The organism is Enterococcus sp. LJL120 (assembly GCF_054871765.1).
This window is the reverse complement of the sequence record NZ_JBTXLV010000004.1, coordinates 327,811-344,677: the sequence shown is the minus strand read 5'-3', so window position 1 is coordinate 344,677 and position 16,867 is coordinate 327,811. Positions and strand designations below refer to the sequence as shown.

General features: G+C 39.3%; 11 protein-coding genes and 1 pseudogene. 9 read left to right on the top strand and 3 right to left on the bottom strand.

The features are described from left to right. Nucleotides 1–28 precede the first annotated feature (28 nt). From ACYSNU_RS09015 to ACYSNU_RS09005, 3 genes and pseudogenes are all read left to right on the top strand, one after another. Complete coding sequence (locus tag ACYSNU_RS09015) at nucleotides 29–1,780, top strand: SpaH/EbpB family LPXTG-anchored major pilin (protein ID WP_461736875.1); 1,752 nt, start codon at nucleotides 29–31, stop codon at nucleotides 1,778–1,780. 209 nt (nucleotides 1,781–1,989) lie between these two features. Further along, nucleotides 1,990–2,820: pseudogene (locus ACYSNU_RS09010) on the top strand (class C sortase); the annotation flags it as partial. Nucleotides 2,821–2,967: 147 nt separating this feature from the next. After that, on the top strand, nucleotides 2,968–4,005 hold the full coding sequence (locus tag ACYSNU_RS09005; protein WP_461736926.1) for a class C sortase: 1,038 nt from the start codon (nucleotides 2,968–2,970) through the stop codon (nucleotides 4,003–4,005). Nucleotides 4,006–4,124: 119 nt separating this feature from the next. Here the strand turns inward: ACYSNU_RS09005 and glpO are convergent, their stop codons facing one another. Both glpO and ACYSNU_RS08995 read right to left on the bottom strand, forming a co-directional pair. Further along, entirely contained in the window at nucleotides 4,125–5,957 is a 1,833-nt protein-coding gene (glpO, locus tag ACYSNU_RS09000) for a type 1 glycerol-3-phosphate oxidase (RefSeq protein WP_461736873.1), read from the bottom strand. Nucleotides 5,958–6,292: 335 nt separating this feature from the next. Beyond that, nucleotides 6,293–8,008 carry an oleate hydratase gene (locus tag ACYSNU_RS08995; protein ID WP_461736925.1) on the bottom strand — a complete coding sequence of 572 codons (1,716 nt, stop codon included), beginning with the start codon at nucleotides 8,006–8,008 and terminating at the stop codon, nucleotides 6,293–6,295. A 175-nt stretch (nucleotides 8,009–8,183) separates the two neighbouring features. On the opposite strand from ACYSNU_RS08995, the gene ACYSNU_RS08990 reads away from it, so the two are divergent. From ACYSNU_RS08990 to ACYSNU_RS08970, 5 genes are all read left to right on the top strand, one after another. Beyond that, nucleotides 8,184–8,885, top strand: coding sequence for a GntR family transcriptional regulator (locus ACYSNU_RS08990; protein ID WP_461736871.1), 702 nt, complete (start codon nucleotides 8,184–8,186; stop codon nucleotides 8,883–8,885). A 197-nt stretch (nucleotides 8,886–9,082) separates the two neighbouring features. Beyond that, the gene (locus ACYSNU_RS08985) at nucleotides 9,083–10,204 is read left to right on the top strand and encodes an amidohydrolase/deacetylase family metallohydrolase (RefSeq protein WP_461736869.1); all 1,122 of its coding nucleotides are present in this window, start codon (nucleotides 9,083–9,085) and stop codon (nucleotides 10,202–10,204) included. Then, on the top strand, nucleotides 10,179–11,273 hold the full coding sequence (locus tag ACYSNU_RS08980) for a DgaE family pyridoxal phosphate-dependent ammonia lyase (RefSeq protein WP_461736867.1): 1,095 nt from the start codon (nucleotides 10,179–10,181) through the stop codon (nucleotides 11,271–11,273). The genes ACYSNU_RS08985 and ACYSNU_RS08980 overlap by 26 nt, the downstream gene beginning before the upstream one ends. 42 nt (nucleotides 11,274–11,315) lie before the next feature. After that, nucleotides 11,316–12,056, top strand: coding sequence for a 2-dehydro-3-deoxy-phosphogluconate aldolase (dagF, locus tag ACYSNU_RS08975; RefSeq protein ID WP_461736865.1), 741 nt, complete (start codon nucleotides 11,316–11,318; stop codon nucleotides 12,054–12,056). Between the two features lie 476 nt (nucleotides 12,057–12,532). Further along, on the top strand, nucleotides 12,533–14,596 hold the full coding sequence (locus ACYSNU_RS08970; RefSeq protein ID WP_461736924.1) for a heavy metal translocating P-type ATPase: 2,064 nt from the start codon (nucleotides 12,533–12,535) through the stop codon (nucleotides 14,594–14,596). 104 nt (nucleotides 14,597–14,700) lie between these two features. On the opposite strand, the gene ACYSNU_RS08965 is transcribed toward ACYSNU_RS08970, so the two are convergent. Continuing rightward, nucleotides 14,701–14,880 (bottom strand): hypothetical protein, encoded by a 180-nt coding sequence (locus ACYSNU_RS08965; RefSeq protein WP_461736863.1) that lies wholly within the window; start codon nucleotides 14,878–14,880, stop codon nucleotides 14,701–14,703. A gap of 738 nt (nucleotides 14,881–15,618) precedes the next feature. On the opposite strand from ACYSNU_RS08965, the gene ACYSNU_RS08960 reads away from it, so the two are divergent. Continuing rightward, nucleotides 15,619–16,713: a baeRF6 domain-containing protein gene (locus ACYSNU_RS08960; protein ID WP_461736861.1), complete on the top strand. Its 1,095-nt coding sequence runs from the start codon at nucleotides 15,619–15,621 to the stop codon at nucleotides 16,711–16,713. Nucleotides 16,714–16,867: the final 154 nt, after the last annotated feature.

Here is a 16,867-nt window from a genome sequence, read left to right as displayed (position 1 = left end):
ATTGTTTTATCCATGAGGGGGAAAAGAGATGAAAAGAAGAAAATTATTGGGATCAATCGCTGCCTTTTTAATGGCAGCTCCGCTAATGGCGGGAATTATTAGGGCAGGGGCAACGACAGCCGAAGCGGCAGCAGTGACGGAAAAGCCAAGTGAAATTTCCTTTACACTGCATAAAAAAGTTTGGGATGCTGAAACAGGAATTCCAGATGCAACATTAAACACCGGCTTAGAGATGGATTTTAGTGGTGCCGGCTTAAACGGAGTTGATTTTACTTTATACGATGTTACTGATATTTACTATAATGCGTTGCAGGACGATCCACAAACCGAAGCAGCTGGTGATGGCTTAAGTTCAGCAGATGCACTTCAAGCTATTCAAGATAATTGGAATGCTTCATGGGTAGTCAGCGGGGCTACTGTATTAGAAACTAAAACGACAGCTAATATCAATGGCGAAGATGGTCTGGTTGAGTTTACCAATGTTAGAACAACTGATGGCCTGAATCGGGATAAAGTATTAATGTTTATCGAAACCTATTCTCCGGCAGATATTTCAATTATTGCTACGCCAATGGTCATTTTGTTACCAGTGATGATGCCAAATATTACTGAAGGCAGTGCTTGGGACGGTTCATTTTTAGATACCTATAATGATGATGTTCATCTTTATGCGAAAAATCAACAGCAAACACCAACCAAAACAATTGCTGTTGACCCTAGTGAAATTACTGAGATTCAAGTGAAAGAAGGAGACGGTACAACAACAGTCAAAGTCGTTGATTTAGAAAAAGGTTTGGTACTTCCTTATGAAATTACTTCACCGATTCCGTATTTCATTCGAGATGTAAATAACAATCAGTCGCCAGTCATCACTAATTTTACAATTGTCGATGTGCCAACAGAAAACTTGAAGTACGTGACAGATTCATTAGAAGTCGTTGATACAACTAGTAATACCCAATTAGTGTTGAATACGGATTACATCATTACAGAAGAAAATGGTGGGTTTCATTTAGAAATCATAACTAAAAATGCTGAGAGTGGATTTGCTAATACTGACACATTAGCAAAATTAACTCCGGGTAGTACCTTAACCTTGAGCTATAATATGGTTTTAACAGCAACAGTTCAAGCGGATATGCTCCATGATAACAAAGCAACCATCACCATTGGTCGTGAAGGCGAAAGTGGTTATCAAAAAGATATTATTCCAGATGAAAAAGTTTTAACCGGTGGCCGTAAGTTCCAAAAAATTGACGGCTCTAGTCAAGACAATTTAGCCGGAGCAGAATTTATTTTGTGGAATGCTGATAGAAGCAAGTACGCTGTATTCTATAATGGCGTTGACCCAATGGAAAATTATTCTTCTGCTGCGACGAACATTATTTGGAATGACAGAGGGACAGATGAAGATCCAGCTCCGAATGCTACTCATTTTATGGCGACGGCTTTTGATACAGCTAATGGTAAGGACTGGTCCTTTGAGGTAGTCGGCCTAGAATATGGCAACTATCAAATGCAAGAAGTTGTTGCTCCTGAAGGCTATGCTTTACCAAATGGTGAGAGTGCTTATACAAACTTCAATGTTGCTTGGGGAACCTATGATAAAGAAGCTGTCAGCGTTGAAATGGCTGAGAACGTGTCTATTTCTAACACCAGAAAAGGGACTTTGCCATCTACTGGTGGCGCAGGAATTGTAGCTTTTCTAGTAATTGGAACAGGTATGATGATTGGCGCTTATCTTTGGTTTAAAAATTCTAAAAGAACCGTCAAAGCTTAAAAATAAATTTTAAGATAAATAAAAATTGAATGAAAACCGATAACCGGTCCAAAGGCGCAAAGCAGAGCTTGGACCGGTTATTTTTAAATGACAAATGAGCGAACGGAAGTCGTACATAGAATAAGTGAGACACATATTAAAAAAATTATTTAAATCTTGGCTAAAAAATGAAGGGATAGCTAAAAGTTTAAAACACGGGAGGGTAGCTGATGAAAAAAGACGCTTCGATTAATTTCATTCTAAAATTATTGATGGCAGTGCTATTTTTATCAGGAGCTGCTATCTTTGCTTACCCCTTTGTGGTGGATTCCTTGAACAATTTTATTGATCAGCAGCGGATTACTCAATATCAAAAAGAAGCTGAAACAAATCGGGAAGAACAGGCCGCCAAATTAGCTGAGCTACAGCAAAAAAATACTGAGAATGCCAAGACCGCCGTGCCGGGTCTTGGTTTGGTGGATGATCCTTTTGAGGAAGTCGTCAGCAAAATAGAAAATCCTGATAAAAGTTATTTAGAAGAACACTCTTTAGGAGCCATTTATATTCCGGCAATTAAGGTCAGTCTGCCGATTTTTGATGAGACCAATGAAACATTATTGCAACAAGGCGCTACTTTGTTGCAGGGAACTTCGTATCCCATCGGTGGGGTGGGTAGCCATTCGGTGATTACCGGACATACTGGCTTGGCGGAAAAAAAATTATTTACGGATTTAGAAGAGCTAAAACAGGGGGATTTATTTTACATCGATGTTTTAGGTGAACGCCTCGCTTATGAGGTAATAAATGTCAAAAAAGTTGTGCCTACAGAGTTTTCGGATTTAGAGATTGTTGAAAATAAAGATTTGGTAACCTTGTTAACCTGCACGCCTTACGGAATAAATAGTCACCGCTTATTAGTCACTGGCTCTCGTATCCCTTATCAAGCGGAAATGAATCAAGCGATTCAACAGACGCAAAATTATCATCGTTATCGCTTGATTTTAATTCTTTTATCAATTTTGGCATTTCTTAGTCTGTTTGGCTGGTGGCTTAGGCGCAAAATTATTTTTTACCGGTCCACAAGCCGCCGTTACAATCTGCGCTTTTTTGTCAAAAATAAGCGCAGAGCCACTTTTTTGCTGACTGATCGTAAAGGCCGTGTTCTACCAATCCCAGCGGCTCAGCAACGGGTCAATTCCCAAGGGGAGGTGTTGTTTGCTGGTATTCCCGGCGGTAAGTATTGGGTAGCGCTGCAAGGAAAAAAGGAAACCCGACTTATCTTAAAAGCAAAAATAAAAAAATTAGCCGATCAAGAAGTTACTTTAAAAGGCAAACCTAGAAAGTATCTTGAAGTAAAAAAAGACTCACCACCGAAATATCGTTTACAGCAGGCTGCCTTCAAACAGGAAAAGGCCAGCACTGTTAGATTCAATTTTCTGAAACAACTAGGAATCGGGCTGATATTTTTCACAGGTTTATTGGTGGCTTGCTATCCTTTTTATTCAGATGCTGTCAATAATCTGATTGATCAGCAACGTTTGGCCCACTACCACAGCCAGCTTTCAAATGAACAAGAACAGCTGAATGAATTAGCAAAAGCGAATCAACGATTAGCTGAAGAGGGCAATAATCCAGATAGCGATCCGTTTACAGCTGCTGAAAGCGGCAATCAGACTGATTATCAAAAACATTTATTAGGCACCGTTTCGATTCCTAAAATCGCTGTGGAAATTCCGCTATTTGACACAACTAGTGATTCTTTATTAGACATTGGTGCAACGGTTTTGGGGGGCACCTCTCAACCGATTGGTGGAATCAATACTCATGCAGTCATCTCGGCTCATCGGGGATTGCCGCAGAAAAAATTGTTTACCGATTTGCCAGAATTGGTTGAAGGGGATCTCTTTGTCTTAACGGTTTTAGGTGAAAAATTGGCCTATCAAGTCGATCGGATTGAAACGGTTTTGCCAAATGAAACTGAAAGCCTCTTGATTGTTCCAGGAGAAGATTTAATTACGTTGGTTACTTGTACTCCTTACATGATAAATTCCCACCGCCTTTTGGTCCGTGGGCATCGTGTACCTTATAATGAAGAAGTGGCCAGCACTGTTGATAGTGCTGCGCAATTCAGGCAGGCCAAAAACTATTTGCTAGTCGGCTGCTTAATTGTAATGATAATTGTGTTCTTGTATTTTATTTGGCGAACATGGCGCAATTATCTGCTGCGAACTAAAAATTTGAAGTAGTCAGCTGACAAAAAAATCCAAAGACACAAAAAACCCAAAGACTTTATAATAGAAGAAAATCGTAATAAGGATTATCTTCTATTAAAGCACTTGGGTTTTATTTTTGGTTCATTTAATTTTTAATTATTGGCTTTTAGTTCCTGTAAATCGGATTCAGCAATCACTGCGGAAAGTTCATCCTGATAAAAAGTTTTTTCTTTTTCAGTCCAGTTAAAGTAGTCAGCCAGGGCATTTACTACGGGCTCAATTAACCCATCTAAGCTGTCCCGCATAAAGAGGATGTGGTTAGTGCGCCGCAAGAGAAAATCAACCGGAGTTAAGACGGCTTCTTCCGCTAGTGCATAGCGCAGGCTGATACTTTCTCTGCGATTTAAACCAGGAAACAGTTCGCCGTCATAGCTGAGGACAGTTTCCAGATTAGAGCCGTACAAATTAGCTAAGTAATTAGCATCAGCTGAAGAAAGGCCAATTTTTTCACCTAACTCAGCTAATTTTTCTAAATCCTCATCAACATTTGCCGGGTCAAGCTGACCGCCGGACACTGGATAATGAGTGGAATCAATTAATTCAACCGTTTGTTGATATTTTTCCTGCAGAATTTTTTGAATTAATTTCATGGCGCCTTCAGCCATCAGTCGGTAATCAGTAATTTTGCCGCCGGATAAGGTCACCAAACCATCATCGGCTTCTGTCAAGTCACTGCCTCTGGATACCGCCGAAGGATTATCGCCGGCTGCGGCTTCACTTTCTTTTCCGTGGGCATCTTCCACGGCTTTTTCAACTAAATCACGTTTTTGTTGATCTTTTAAATAGGCTTCAACGGCTGAGATAACTGCTGTCAAACTTTCATCGGATAAATGATTTTTAGTGCCGCCGTTATAATCAGAACTTCCATTGGCTGAAATTAGCGGCCGCAAGCCTGCCCAACTGCTTTCAATATCATGAATGGTTAAATCCGCATGGGGATAGCGCTGGTTGACTATTTCCAATAGATAGTCAACATCTTCTTGGGTGACTGTCGGATGGGCAAAGTCTCCGTGATAATCTGTATCGGTTGTCCCAAAGTAAGTTTTTTCTTCCCGGGGAATTACGAAGACCATCCGGCCATCATTTTGACCAGTATCAAAATAAGTTGGCTGAGGTACATTTAATTTTTCTCTATCAACAACTAAATGCACGCCTTTGGTAGGTCGCAGGTGACTAATTTTTTCAGACTTGTCATCCAAGTGCCGTACCAAATCTGACCACGGTCCTGCTGTATTGATGACAATTTTGGCGGTAATCTTAAATTCTTCTTTCGTCAAAATATCTTGGACAAGCGCGCCATCTACTTGACCGTTAGCATCATGGGTAATGCTGAGGACCTTAACTTTGCTAAGCAGATGGGCACCGTCTGCTGCGGCCTGTTTAATATTTTCAATCACCAAGCGCGCGTCATTGTTGCGATAATCCAGATAGACGCCAGCCCCTAAAAGATTCTTGTCATTTAATTGTGGCTCCCGTTTTAACACTTCAGCTTTGTCAATCATATAATTTTCATACTTTGTGCCGGTTACATTGGCCAGACGATCATATAAATCCATCGCAATTTTGACAGAAAACATCGAAAATGTTGCGTTGGGTTCATCATAAATCGGTAAAATCATCGGGTCGGGTTTTGGAATATGCGGGGCAATTTGTTGGACAATTGCCCGTTCTTTTACAGTATCTGCGACAACTTCTACATCAAAGGTTTTCAGATAGCGAATGCCGCCATGAACAAGTTTGGTAGAGCGGGAAGAGGTGCCTTCAGCAAAATCCTGCATCTCGACTAATGCGGTATTGATTCCCGCTGCCGCTGCCTGAATTGCGACACCAGCACCGGTAATGCCGCCACCGATAATTAATAAGTCAACGGGATGTTCTTTTAAATAAGCGATTGAATCTGTTCGGGTCTTCTTTGAAAAAGCCATTACTATTCCGCCTTTCTAAAATGAAATCGTTTTCTATAGTGTAATACTTGCAAAGGATTGGGACAACTAATCGGCTTTGGTCTGAGAAAGATTTCATAAAAAAAGTATCAGCTAATCAAGAGAAACTGCGCTGAAAAGTTTTTTGAAACTGTTTAGCGACAGCTTATCGTTGAAAAACTGATACTTGACTAGCAAAAGCAAGCTTATTCATTTAACGAATCAAAAAATTTTTTTGTCAAGACGGCGATGGTGATGGTCATCGCAGAACCAATGACTAGCGCCTTTGAAACGATTGCCAATTTTTTCATTTAGACACCTACTTTCTGAGAAAAAGTTTAGCGGAACATTGTTTTTGTGGCTTGAGCCAAAATTTTTGGATCTTTTTCGTAGTGATGGAGCGGCGTCAATTGACTTAAAGGAATGCCTAAAAAAGTATAAACGGCAATTTGTGCTGCTCGGATGGAATATTGTTCAGTAAAGACCATGTCAAAGGGCATTTCCGCAAATTGACTGATAAAGGCCAAGTTTTTCGAATGAGTCGGTACGACAGCCGGGCGATCACCGACGGCCCTTTGGTTGAAGAGGGCACTGGCATAAGGCATCATCACAGGAATCACATTGACGACTGAATTCCAAATTTCTTCTTGATGGTTGCGCAGATTATCATTGCTGGGGTCCACTGCGGCTAAATGCCCTAATAATTCCGTCAGCATTTCCCGACCAGTCATTTCAATGACTGGTTTTTGCACATAATCACCATTGCGACGAGGGTACATAAAGTAACCCCAAAAAACTGTTTCATTTGGCTTTTGCGCTTTAAAATGCGGTTGATGATGGACGACGATTGAAAGAAGCGGCGTACTATGAATAAACGTATTCAGAGCATTGCCGGGTTCTTGTTGGGTAATCCGGGAAATTTGATCAACGAGAAAATGATTATCGGTCGTTACGGTGAAACTCATCCATTCACTTTGGCTACGGTCATTGAAAAATTTATCCGGTTGTCCTAAAGAATAAAATTTTTCAGTGGCTTTTTTCCAAAGCATTGCGCTTGGTGCATATTCAAAATTTTCTTTTACGGGAGTCTCTAAATCACCAATCGAAGAACTATCAGTGATTGAACCGTTTGTATCAAAAACCAAGTCAGTTTCAGCTACCGGAATTATTCCCGTTTCGTCATCGTCAATTTTTTGATAATGTAGACCGGTTACAATGATATCATCCTGCAGTGGGGTATCCTTGAAATCCCAATCAGTAATTTTAATATTATTGACAAAGGTAACGTCCCGGTCTGCCAAGTAGCAGCGCATTGGCAAAATAATACTTTCATATTGATTGTAAGGCGTGCGGGTGACGCCGGCTAATGTATTGATACGGCTGAATTCTAAAATCATCCGGTTCATATAACGCCGCAGTTCCATGGCTGAGCTGGCCCGTTTAAAGGCAAAGGTCGTTTGCCACATATACCAAAAATTTGTTTCAAAAAAATGGGGAGAATTTTTAAACCATTCGCTAATACTGATATTATTTAAGGTTTGTTCATTGCTTTCAGGCATCAACATCAGCTTTGTCAGCAATGCCCGGTCCTTATTATTAAATTGCATGTGTTCATAATTATCTTTATTTGGTTTAGTCCGCGGACCAAACTGGTCAATCAAACGGGCCACATCATGGGTTGGATGAGTGTGATCAAAATTTAAAATATCATCTGTGACACTTTGACCGGGATGGTCTAAAGAAGGGACGGAGCGCAAAATATCCCAGAGATTTTCATATGTTTCTTCGTTTAACATGCGGCCACCCTTAGCTAAATAGCCACGATTGTTGCTTAACGCCGAGTTGCTGTATTCATCTTCATAAGCCGCCACTGTGTTGCCATCGTTAGCGCCATGGGTTTCCAACCCGTACATTGTAATTTGGCTGCCTTGAAAGCCGCCGTCACGAATTAAATAAATGCCGGCTGCTAAATTTCCGATACCTGTTCCAATCATCAAAGCTTTTTGCATAAAGCATCCTTCTTTCTCTGATTCACTTAGATCATTGTCAGCAATTTTCTTTTGCTAAGTTAAGAGTAGTCCTGTGGGCCTTTTATGGCAAATGATACCCTTATTGATTTTGACAGATAGACCAATCTGTCAAAAAAACAAATTTTGAGAAAAATTTTGTGCAAGTTAAGGAAGATATTGTTATAATCTTTTATAAAGAAAAGAAGCTGGAGGTAAGCCGATGAAGCGCAATCGCGTTTTATATTTAGAAATTGCAGATGAGCTGAGAGAAGCCATCTATGCCGGAGTCTATCCTTTAAATAGTATGTTGCCGACTGAAACCGAGCTGGAAAAAAAATATCAAGTCAGTAAGATTACCATTCGTAAGGCGATTGAGCTGTTGGCCGCCGATGAATATGTCGAAAAGAAAAGCGGTAAAGGCACGACTGTCATCAATAATCGCCCCTATAATAAATTGTCCCGGGCGGCGAGTTTTACCGATATTTTAGAGCGTTCGGATAAAAATGTTGAAAAGAAGACGTTGGACTTTCAAACTATAAAATTGACGAAAGATGATCCAATGTTTCAATATTTTGGTACTAAGGCTCTTTATCTGAGTCGGACTTATGCTATAAATCAGCAGCCGTTTATCTACATTCAGCATTTTCTGCCGGGCAATGTCAAAAAAATAGATCAGAAAAATTTTGCTGATTTTTCTTTGTACCGTTTGCTTCACAGCAATGGCTTTGAAATTGAACGCTTTAAAGATAGTTTTTCTGCAATTGTCTTGACGGAGGAACAAAAAAAGATTTTGCAAACCGACAGCCAAATCGCTCTGCAGCGTAACCGCCAATCAATTGATTTTGACGGCAAAGTTGTAGAATACTCTTTAGCAATTTACGATACGACAGCCTATCCTTATGAAATAGAATACGAAACTTAATCAGACACTATCCCAATAATATTTTTTTGGGATAGTTTTTTTTCACTAAGATTTTCGCAATTTTAAGCAATAATTAAAATTTTTTCAGATTGCAAAACGTTTACAATCACAAAAAAATATGCTAAGCTAATAGCGTTGAAAGATTATAATGTTATAGAATTTTAATTTCTGGGAAAGCTGAAAGGAGTAAGTGACCCTTGCTAGATTTAATTATAAAAAATGCGCGGAATATTCAAGGAGAAATGTTTGAAATTGGTGTTCAAGCAGGAAAAATCGCAACTGTTGCCAAAGAAATTAGAGAGCCGGCGCTTCAAGAACTACATCTGTCAGAAAATGAATATATTTCTGCCGGCTGGATAGATGACCATGTTCACTGCTATGAAAAAATGCAGCTCTACTATGATTACCCCGATGAAATCGGGGTGACTCAAGGCGTGACGACGGTAATTGATGCCGGCACAACCGGAGCAGAAAATATCGGTGATTTTGCGGCGCTTGCCAAGCGCAGCAAAACAAATGTTTTGGCCTTGTTAAATATCTCCAAATGGGGCATTGTTGAACAAGATGAATTGGCTGATTTAAGTAAAGTTCAAGGAGCTTTAATCGACGAAGCGCTGGAAAATTATCCGGACTTTATTGTCGGGATTAAGGCTCGCATGAGTAAAACAGTAATTGGCGACAACGGCTTGACCCCTTTGCAGATGGCTAAAAAAATTCAAAAAGAACACGCTCCTTTGCCATTGATGGTTCATATTGGTTCAGCGCCGCCGGAATTAGATGAGATTTTTGCTTTATTGGACCAAGGCGATGTAGTGACCCATTGCTTCAATGGAAAAGCAAATGGGATTTATGACTGGCAAACAGGTAAAATTAAAGATTTTGCTTGGGAGACATTTAAGCGGGGAATTATTTTTGATATTGGTCATGGGACAGATAGCTTTAATTTCACGGTGGCCAAAGAAGCCTTTCAAGAAGGGCTGAAGGCGACATCGATTAGTACGGATATCTATATTCGTAATCGTAAAAAAGGGCCGGTCTTTAATCTAGCGACGACAATGGAAAAATTGCGAGTAGTCGGCTATAGCTGGCCAGAAATTTTAGAAAAGGTTACCGTTGCTCCGGCTAAAAATTTTAATTTGAACAGTAAAGGCGCTATCACAGAAGGTTTGGATGCTGATTTTACGATTTTTAAATTTGTCGAAGCGGAGAAAGAATTAATTGATTCTAATGGCAATCAAGAAATAACTAATGAACAAATCGTGCCGGTCAAGACAGTAATAGGAGGTCAGGTGTATGACAACGAGTTATCAAAAGTTTGATTTAAAGGAAGTAATCAATGCCTCCGGGCGGATGACAATCCTCGGAGTCTCAAAAGTTTCTGAAAATGTGTTAGCAGCTCAGAAATTTGGCGGTGAACATTTTTTTGAAATGGCCGACCTTGGTGAAAAAACCGGTGCTTATTTAGCCAACTTGTTAAAAGTGGCGGATGCCCAAATTGTTTCCTCCGCTTCTGCAGGTATCGCTCAAAGTGTCGCTGCCGTGATTGGTCAAGGTAGTTTGTACCATGTCTATCATCCTTACACAGAAAAAATTACGAAAAGAGAAATCATTTTACCTAAAGGCCACAATGTTGACTACGGTACACCAGTTGAAGTGATGGTAGACCAAGGTGGCGGTCAAGTTATTGAAGCCGGTTATGCTAATATGTGTACACCAGAACATTTGGAAATGATGATTACAGAGAATACTGCGGCAATTTTATATATTAAAAGCCATCATACGGTTCAAAAAAGTATGTTGACAGTTGCTGAAGCCGCAGAGGTTGCCAAGCGACATCAGCTGCCATTGATTGTTGACGCTGCTGCTGAAGAAGATTTGTTTAAATACAGCGAAGCAGGGGCTGATTTAGTTATCTACTCAGGTGCCAAAGCAATCGAAGGACCGAGTGCTGGTTTAGTCATCGGTGAAAAGCAATTGATTGAATGGGTCCGCCTGCAGGGTAAAGGAATTGGCCGGGCGATGAAAATTGGCAAAGATAATATTTTAGGCTTCACTCAAGCGGTTGAGGATTATTTGACAGTCGGTTCTGAAGATGGTACTTCAATGCAGGCGCGTTTAACGCCTTTTGTTGACGAATTAAATCAGATTCAAAATATCGATGCAAAAAGTGTACAGGACAGCGCTGGCCGAGAAATTTATCGGGCGAGTGTAAAAATAACTGGACCAAAGAACGCTAAAGAAGTAATCAGCGAATTAAAAAGTCAAAGTCCGGCGATTTATACCCGTGAGTATCAGGCCAATAACGGTATTATCGAATTTGATATTCGCTCCGTTAATGCCCTTGAAATGAAGAAAATAATTCAGCGTCTACAGGAAATTATGGCTTAAAAAAGCTTTAAAAAGTTTATCCTTGAAAGGAACGAAAAAAAAATGTCATTACAACCCAATTATTTAGAAAATCGTTTGTGCTTAAATGTTTTAGCTAACTCAGTTGAAAATGCCCAGGCTTGTTATGAAGCAGCAGAAGGCCATGTAGTTTTAGGTGTGCTTTCAAAAAATTATGCTAGTGATGAATTGGCCATTGAAGATATGAAAAAATATCAAGCCGCTACAAATAACGCTTTGTCTGTCGGCTTAGGCGCCGGCGATCCTAATCAAAGCCAAATGGTTTCAAGAATTTCTGCTGTTTTGCAGCCTCAACACGTCAATCAAGTTTTTACTGGTGTCGGCACTTCTCGGGCACTCTTAAACCAAGAGGAAACTATCGTCAACGGCTTGGTTTCGCCAACAGGCAAAGTTGGCTTTGTCAATATTGCAACAGGCCCTTTAAGTTCGGCAGCTCCAGAGGGGATTATTCCCATTGAAACAGCAATCAAATTATTGAAGGATATGGGAGGTAGCTCAGTAAAATATTTTCCGATGAAGGGCTTGGCTCACAAAGAAGAATACATTGCGGTTGCTGAAGCTTGTGCGGCCTATGATTTTTATTTAGAGCCAACTGGCGGAATTGATTTGGAAAACTTTGCTGAGATTGTTCAAATTGCCGTAGATGCCGGCGTCAAAAAGATTATCCCCCATGTGTATAGTTCGATTATTGACAAAGAAACTGGCGACACCAAGCCAGAAGATGTCAAAGCTTTATTAGCAATGATGAAAAAAACATTGCAGTAAATTTTTCACAGAATTAAGTTTTATAACTCTTATAAATTTTGTTGTAAAAAATAATAGCTAAACACCTTTATGACAGGCTAAAAGCCAAAATTCATGAAGGTGTTTTTGTGTTGCAAAAAAATTCCAGCAGTTTCTCAGTGGTTTTTATTTGACAGAAAAAATCTGCTTCGGTACACTAAAAAATGTAAAGATTACATTTGTAAACGAAAAGAGGAAAAATGATGAATAAAGTGGATGAAGCGAAAAAAATTTCCAGCACTGAGCAATCTCCAGTTGATACTCAGCTGCAGAAAAATAATTCTAAAAATAATCCTGAGGTCGAAATGCAAAAAGACATGCAAAACATGCAGGGAATGAATCACGCTAATCATTCCAGTGAGCTGTCTAAAGATAATAGCATGTCCATGCATCATCACATGCATCATGACTCAACAGAAAAAAAGGCTAGCGTTTCTGCAGCAAAAGAAAATTCAGAAATGGATCACAGTGCTCATCAGCACGATATGAAGGCAGTGAATCATGCTGGTCATAAAATGAATCATATGCATCACGGGGAAATGGCGATGGATGATATGGGGGGCATGGATCATTCAATGCACATGGGAAATTTTAAACAAAAGTTTTGGCTCTCTCTGATTATTGCCATTCCTATTCTTATCTTGTCTCCGATGATGGGGGTAACACTGCCATTTCAATTTACTTTTCCTGGTTCCAATTGGGTTGTCATGATTTTAGCTACTATTTTATTTTTCTATGGCGGCCAACCGTTTTTAAGTGGCGCCAAAATGGAATTGCAAATGAAAAGTCCCGGCATGATGACTTTGATTGCTATGGGGATTTCTGTTGCTTATTTTTATAGCATGTATGCTTTTGTTGTTGAATTGCTGACGGGTCAAATGTATATGGACTTTTTCTGGGAGTTGGCAACCTTAATTGTCATCATGCTGTTAGGCCATTGGATTGAAATGAGTGCCGTCAGCAATGCCGGCAATGCTCTGCAAAAATTAGCTGAACTGTTGCCAAATTCGGTAAAACGATTATTGAGTAATGGTCAAACTGAAGAAGTTCCATTAACGGCGGTCCACAATGGCGATATTTTATTGGTTAGTGCTGGCGACAAAGTACCGGCTGACGGAGAAATTACCTCTGGCTCCACCAGCATTAATGAATCAGCTTTAACTGGTGAATCATTAGCCGTCGAAAAGAAAGTTGGCTCTAAAGTAATCGGCGGTTCTGTCAACGGCAATGGCGTTTTCCAAATGAAAGTTGCAGGAATCGGCCAAGACAGTTATCTGTCACAGGTAATGGAAATGGTCAAAAAAGCCCAAAGCGAAAAATCCCGCTTGGAAAGTATTTCAGATAAAGTTGCCAAATGGTTGTTTTATGTTGCGCTGGCTGCCGGTATTTTAGCCTTGATTATTTGGTGGGTTGTCAGTGATTTTAGTACAGCATTAGAACGAATGGTGACGACCTTTATTATCGCTTGTCCCCATGCTCTTGGCTTAGCGATTCCTTTAGTCATTGCCCGTTCGACGTCAATTGCCGCTAAAAATGGTTTGCTAATTAAAAATCGGAATGCCTTAGAACAAGCCAGTTCAATTGATATGGTTTTATTAGATAAAACCGGCACGTTAACTGAAGGCAATTTTTCGGTAACAGGAGTCGAAATTTTTGCTGAGAATTATTCAAGAGAAGAAGTATTGAAGTATGTTGGTGGCTTAGAAGCGCAATCGAACCATCCGCTGGCAGAAGGGATTATGGACTATATTAATAGTCAAAATATTGATGTCTATAACGGTGGGACAGCGCAAGTTATAGCAGGTGTCGGGCTAAAAGGGGTCATCAATAATAAAAATGCCGCTATTGTGAATCAAAAAGAATTAGCAAAACGAGCTTTAAGTGTTGATGAAACAGCTTTGACAAGTTATTTGAATCAAGGCAATACCTTAAGCTTTCTGTTAATTGATGATCAATTGATTGCAGCGATTGCTTTAGGCGATACGATTAAACCGACTGCTAAAAACTTCATTCAACAACTAAAAGCAAAAAATATTACGCCAGTGATGTTGACTGGTGATAATGAAAAAGCGGCAGCTGCTGTGGCAACTTATTTAGGGATTGATGTTTACCACAGTGAGCTGCTGCCAAATGACAAAGAAAAAATTGTCGCTGACTATGTCAAAGAGGGAAAAAAAGTGATGATGGTAGGGGATGGTATCAACGATGCACCGAGCTTAACTAGAGCAACTATCGGGGTCGCGATTGGTGCCGGAACTGATGTAGCGATTGATTCCGCTGATGTGGTTTTGACTGCTAGTAATCCGGATGATATTTTACGACTTTTGGATTTATCAAAGAATACCCATCGGAAAATGGTACAAAACCTTTGGTGGGGTGCTGGCTATAATATTGTAGCGATTCCTTTAGCTGCTGGTATTTTGGCACCAATTGGATTCTTACTTAGTCCAGCGGTAGGGGCAATTATTATGTCCTTAAGCACCGTCGTTGTTGCTATCAATGCCTTGTTGTTAAAATTATAAAAAAAGCAAAAAAAGCTGTGGGCTAACTCTTGAGAGAGTAGTCTCCAGCTTTTTTTGTTTAGGTAAGGAAAGAGAATGGTTAAGCACGTTGTAAGCCCAAGAAATTATTCAGGGTGTTTCAAACGGATTTTCGCAACAGTTTTAAAAAAATATTCTTCAGCCTCATCAAAGGTTAAAAACTTATAGCAACAATACTCTTCATCAGAAAAATGTACGACTAAATTTTGTAAGCGAAGCAAAAAGACAGCTTCTTCATCAGTTTGAAATTCTTGAACTTCTTCCATAGGGCTCACCTCAATTATTAGTTTAAGGCCTAAGCTTAAAAGACTCAATCTGCCCAATTTTCAAAAAAGTTAGAAATTAATATTTTTTTGAATAGATTAAAAAAGAAAAAGAGCAACATCGGATAATGGCTGATGTAACAAGCTTTTTTAAGATAAAAATCAAATTCTTAATTCATCGTGGACTTTTTAATTCAAAAAAAAGTTGCCATGAAATTCTTCAGAGGCTAAAATTTAACGTTTGGCAATTAGCTAGAAGCAGTGAGAGCAGCTCAGCATTATTATCAATAAATGGAGTTTCGCATTTTGAGATTGATTACGAAATTTTTCGCTACTAGACTCAGAGCAAACTGATTTTTTAGACAAGTACAAAATTTTCCAGTTTAAAAAAGCTGTATCAATTACAGCGAGTTTCTTGACAAAAGGAAATCTTGGAAAAAGAAAATACAAAAAAAACCACCACATGGGAGTGTGGTGGAAATGAAGGTTGTTATTTACTCTTGTAGGAGTAAGTATGAAAAACCAATTCGGGATAATTGGTTAACATAACTATACAATAGAACAGCTTAGGAAACATTAATGAATAGTTTTGTTTTCCTAAATTTTTTATTAGAAAAAAATGAAAACGATTTTATGGATTTGAGGATTTCCTTCAAAATAACAACCAAAACGTTTTAAGGATTCCCGAGACTGTGCTAAAATTGAGGTTGTAATAGAATATTCATGAGGAGGTTTTTGTTTATGACAAAAGTTGGAAAAGAATTACTGGCTCAATTGACTTCTGGTGCAGTGGCGGGTCCTTTTGTGACCATCATGTTAAACACCCATGTGTCTCATCAAGATGTTGAGAAGGATCAATTGAAGTTTAAAAATTTTGCAAAAGATGCAAAAAAGAAATTCTTGAAGAAATATCCTGAAAAAGATTGGGGTATCTTCCAAGATAAGATTGATAAAATTCTTGCTGACAGCTCTTTTTGGCGTAGTGCCACTACAAGTGTTGCTGTCGTTTTAACTGAAACAGAAGATTTTGTCTATCGCTTATCAATCAGAGTCGACGACCAATATTACGTAGGCGATCGGGCTTACTTATTGGCGATTATCAAAAATGCTCAGTTTAATTATAATTACAAATTATTGGCTTTAACCCGTGACACGATGAAACTGTATGATGTTAACAATAAAGTTATCTCTGAAGTAGCTCTGCCAGCTGGTGCGCCAGTTGATGTAGTCACTGCTTTAGGTGATGAATTGACGGGTGGCAGTATTAATTACAGCACTGCATCAGGCGTCTTCCATGGGGTTTCAACAAAGGATGAAGAAGTTGAAATTGATTGGGTAAATTATTACCAAGCCGTGGATGATTTCTTGAAGGGCTTTTTGGCTGACGATAAAACGCCGTTATTTGTATATGGCTTGCCAGAAAATCAAGCGATGTTTAAAAAAATCAGCAAGCTGAGCTTTTATGACCCAACTGTGGCTATTACCGGCTCACCAGTGCAAGTAAATACGAAAGACTTGGCTGTTGAAACAGAAAAAATTACGGCTGCTTTAAAAGAAAAAGAAGTTGCAGCCTACAATAAACTATTAGACCGGAAATTTATCGATCAATTGGTGGACATCGACCAAGCCTCGACCCAAGGGAAAATTTCCCATCTATTTATTTCTACCAGTAATTTGATTGATGGCTTTGGCGAAGATCCCGATACTGAATATGATCGACGTCAAGTTTTAAATGATATTGCTTACAACACAATCAGCGGTGGTGGCGAAGTTTTCATTTTAGACCAACAGGATGCACCGGATGAAAAGAGTCTGGCAGCAATCCTTCGTTATTAATTTTTTTAAGGAAAAGTTTGTTTTTTATTATTTCTGAACTGTAATTTTTAAGAAAGTTAATTAAATGAGACTTTCCACATAATTTCTGTAAGCCTTTAGATTTTGCCTAGCCTTTGCAGGGTAGCTGTGTTACAATTTAAGTCGTAGTTTGTGT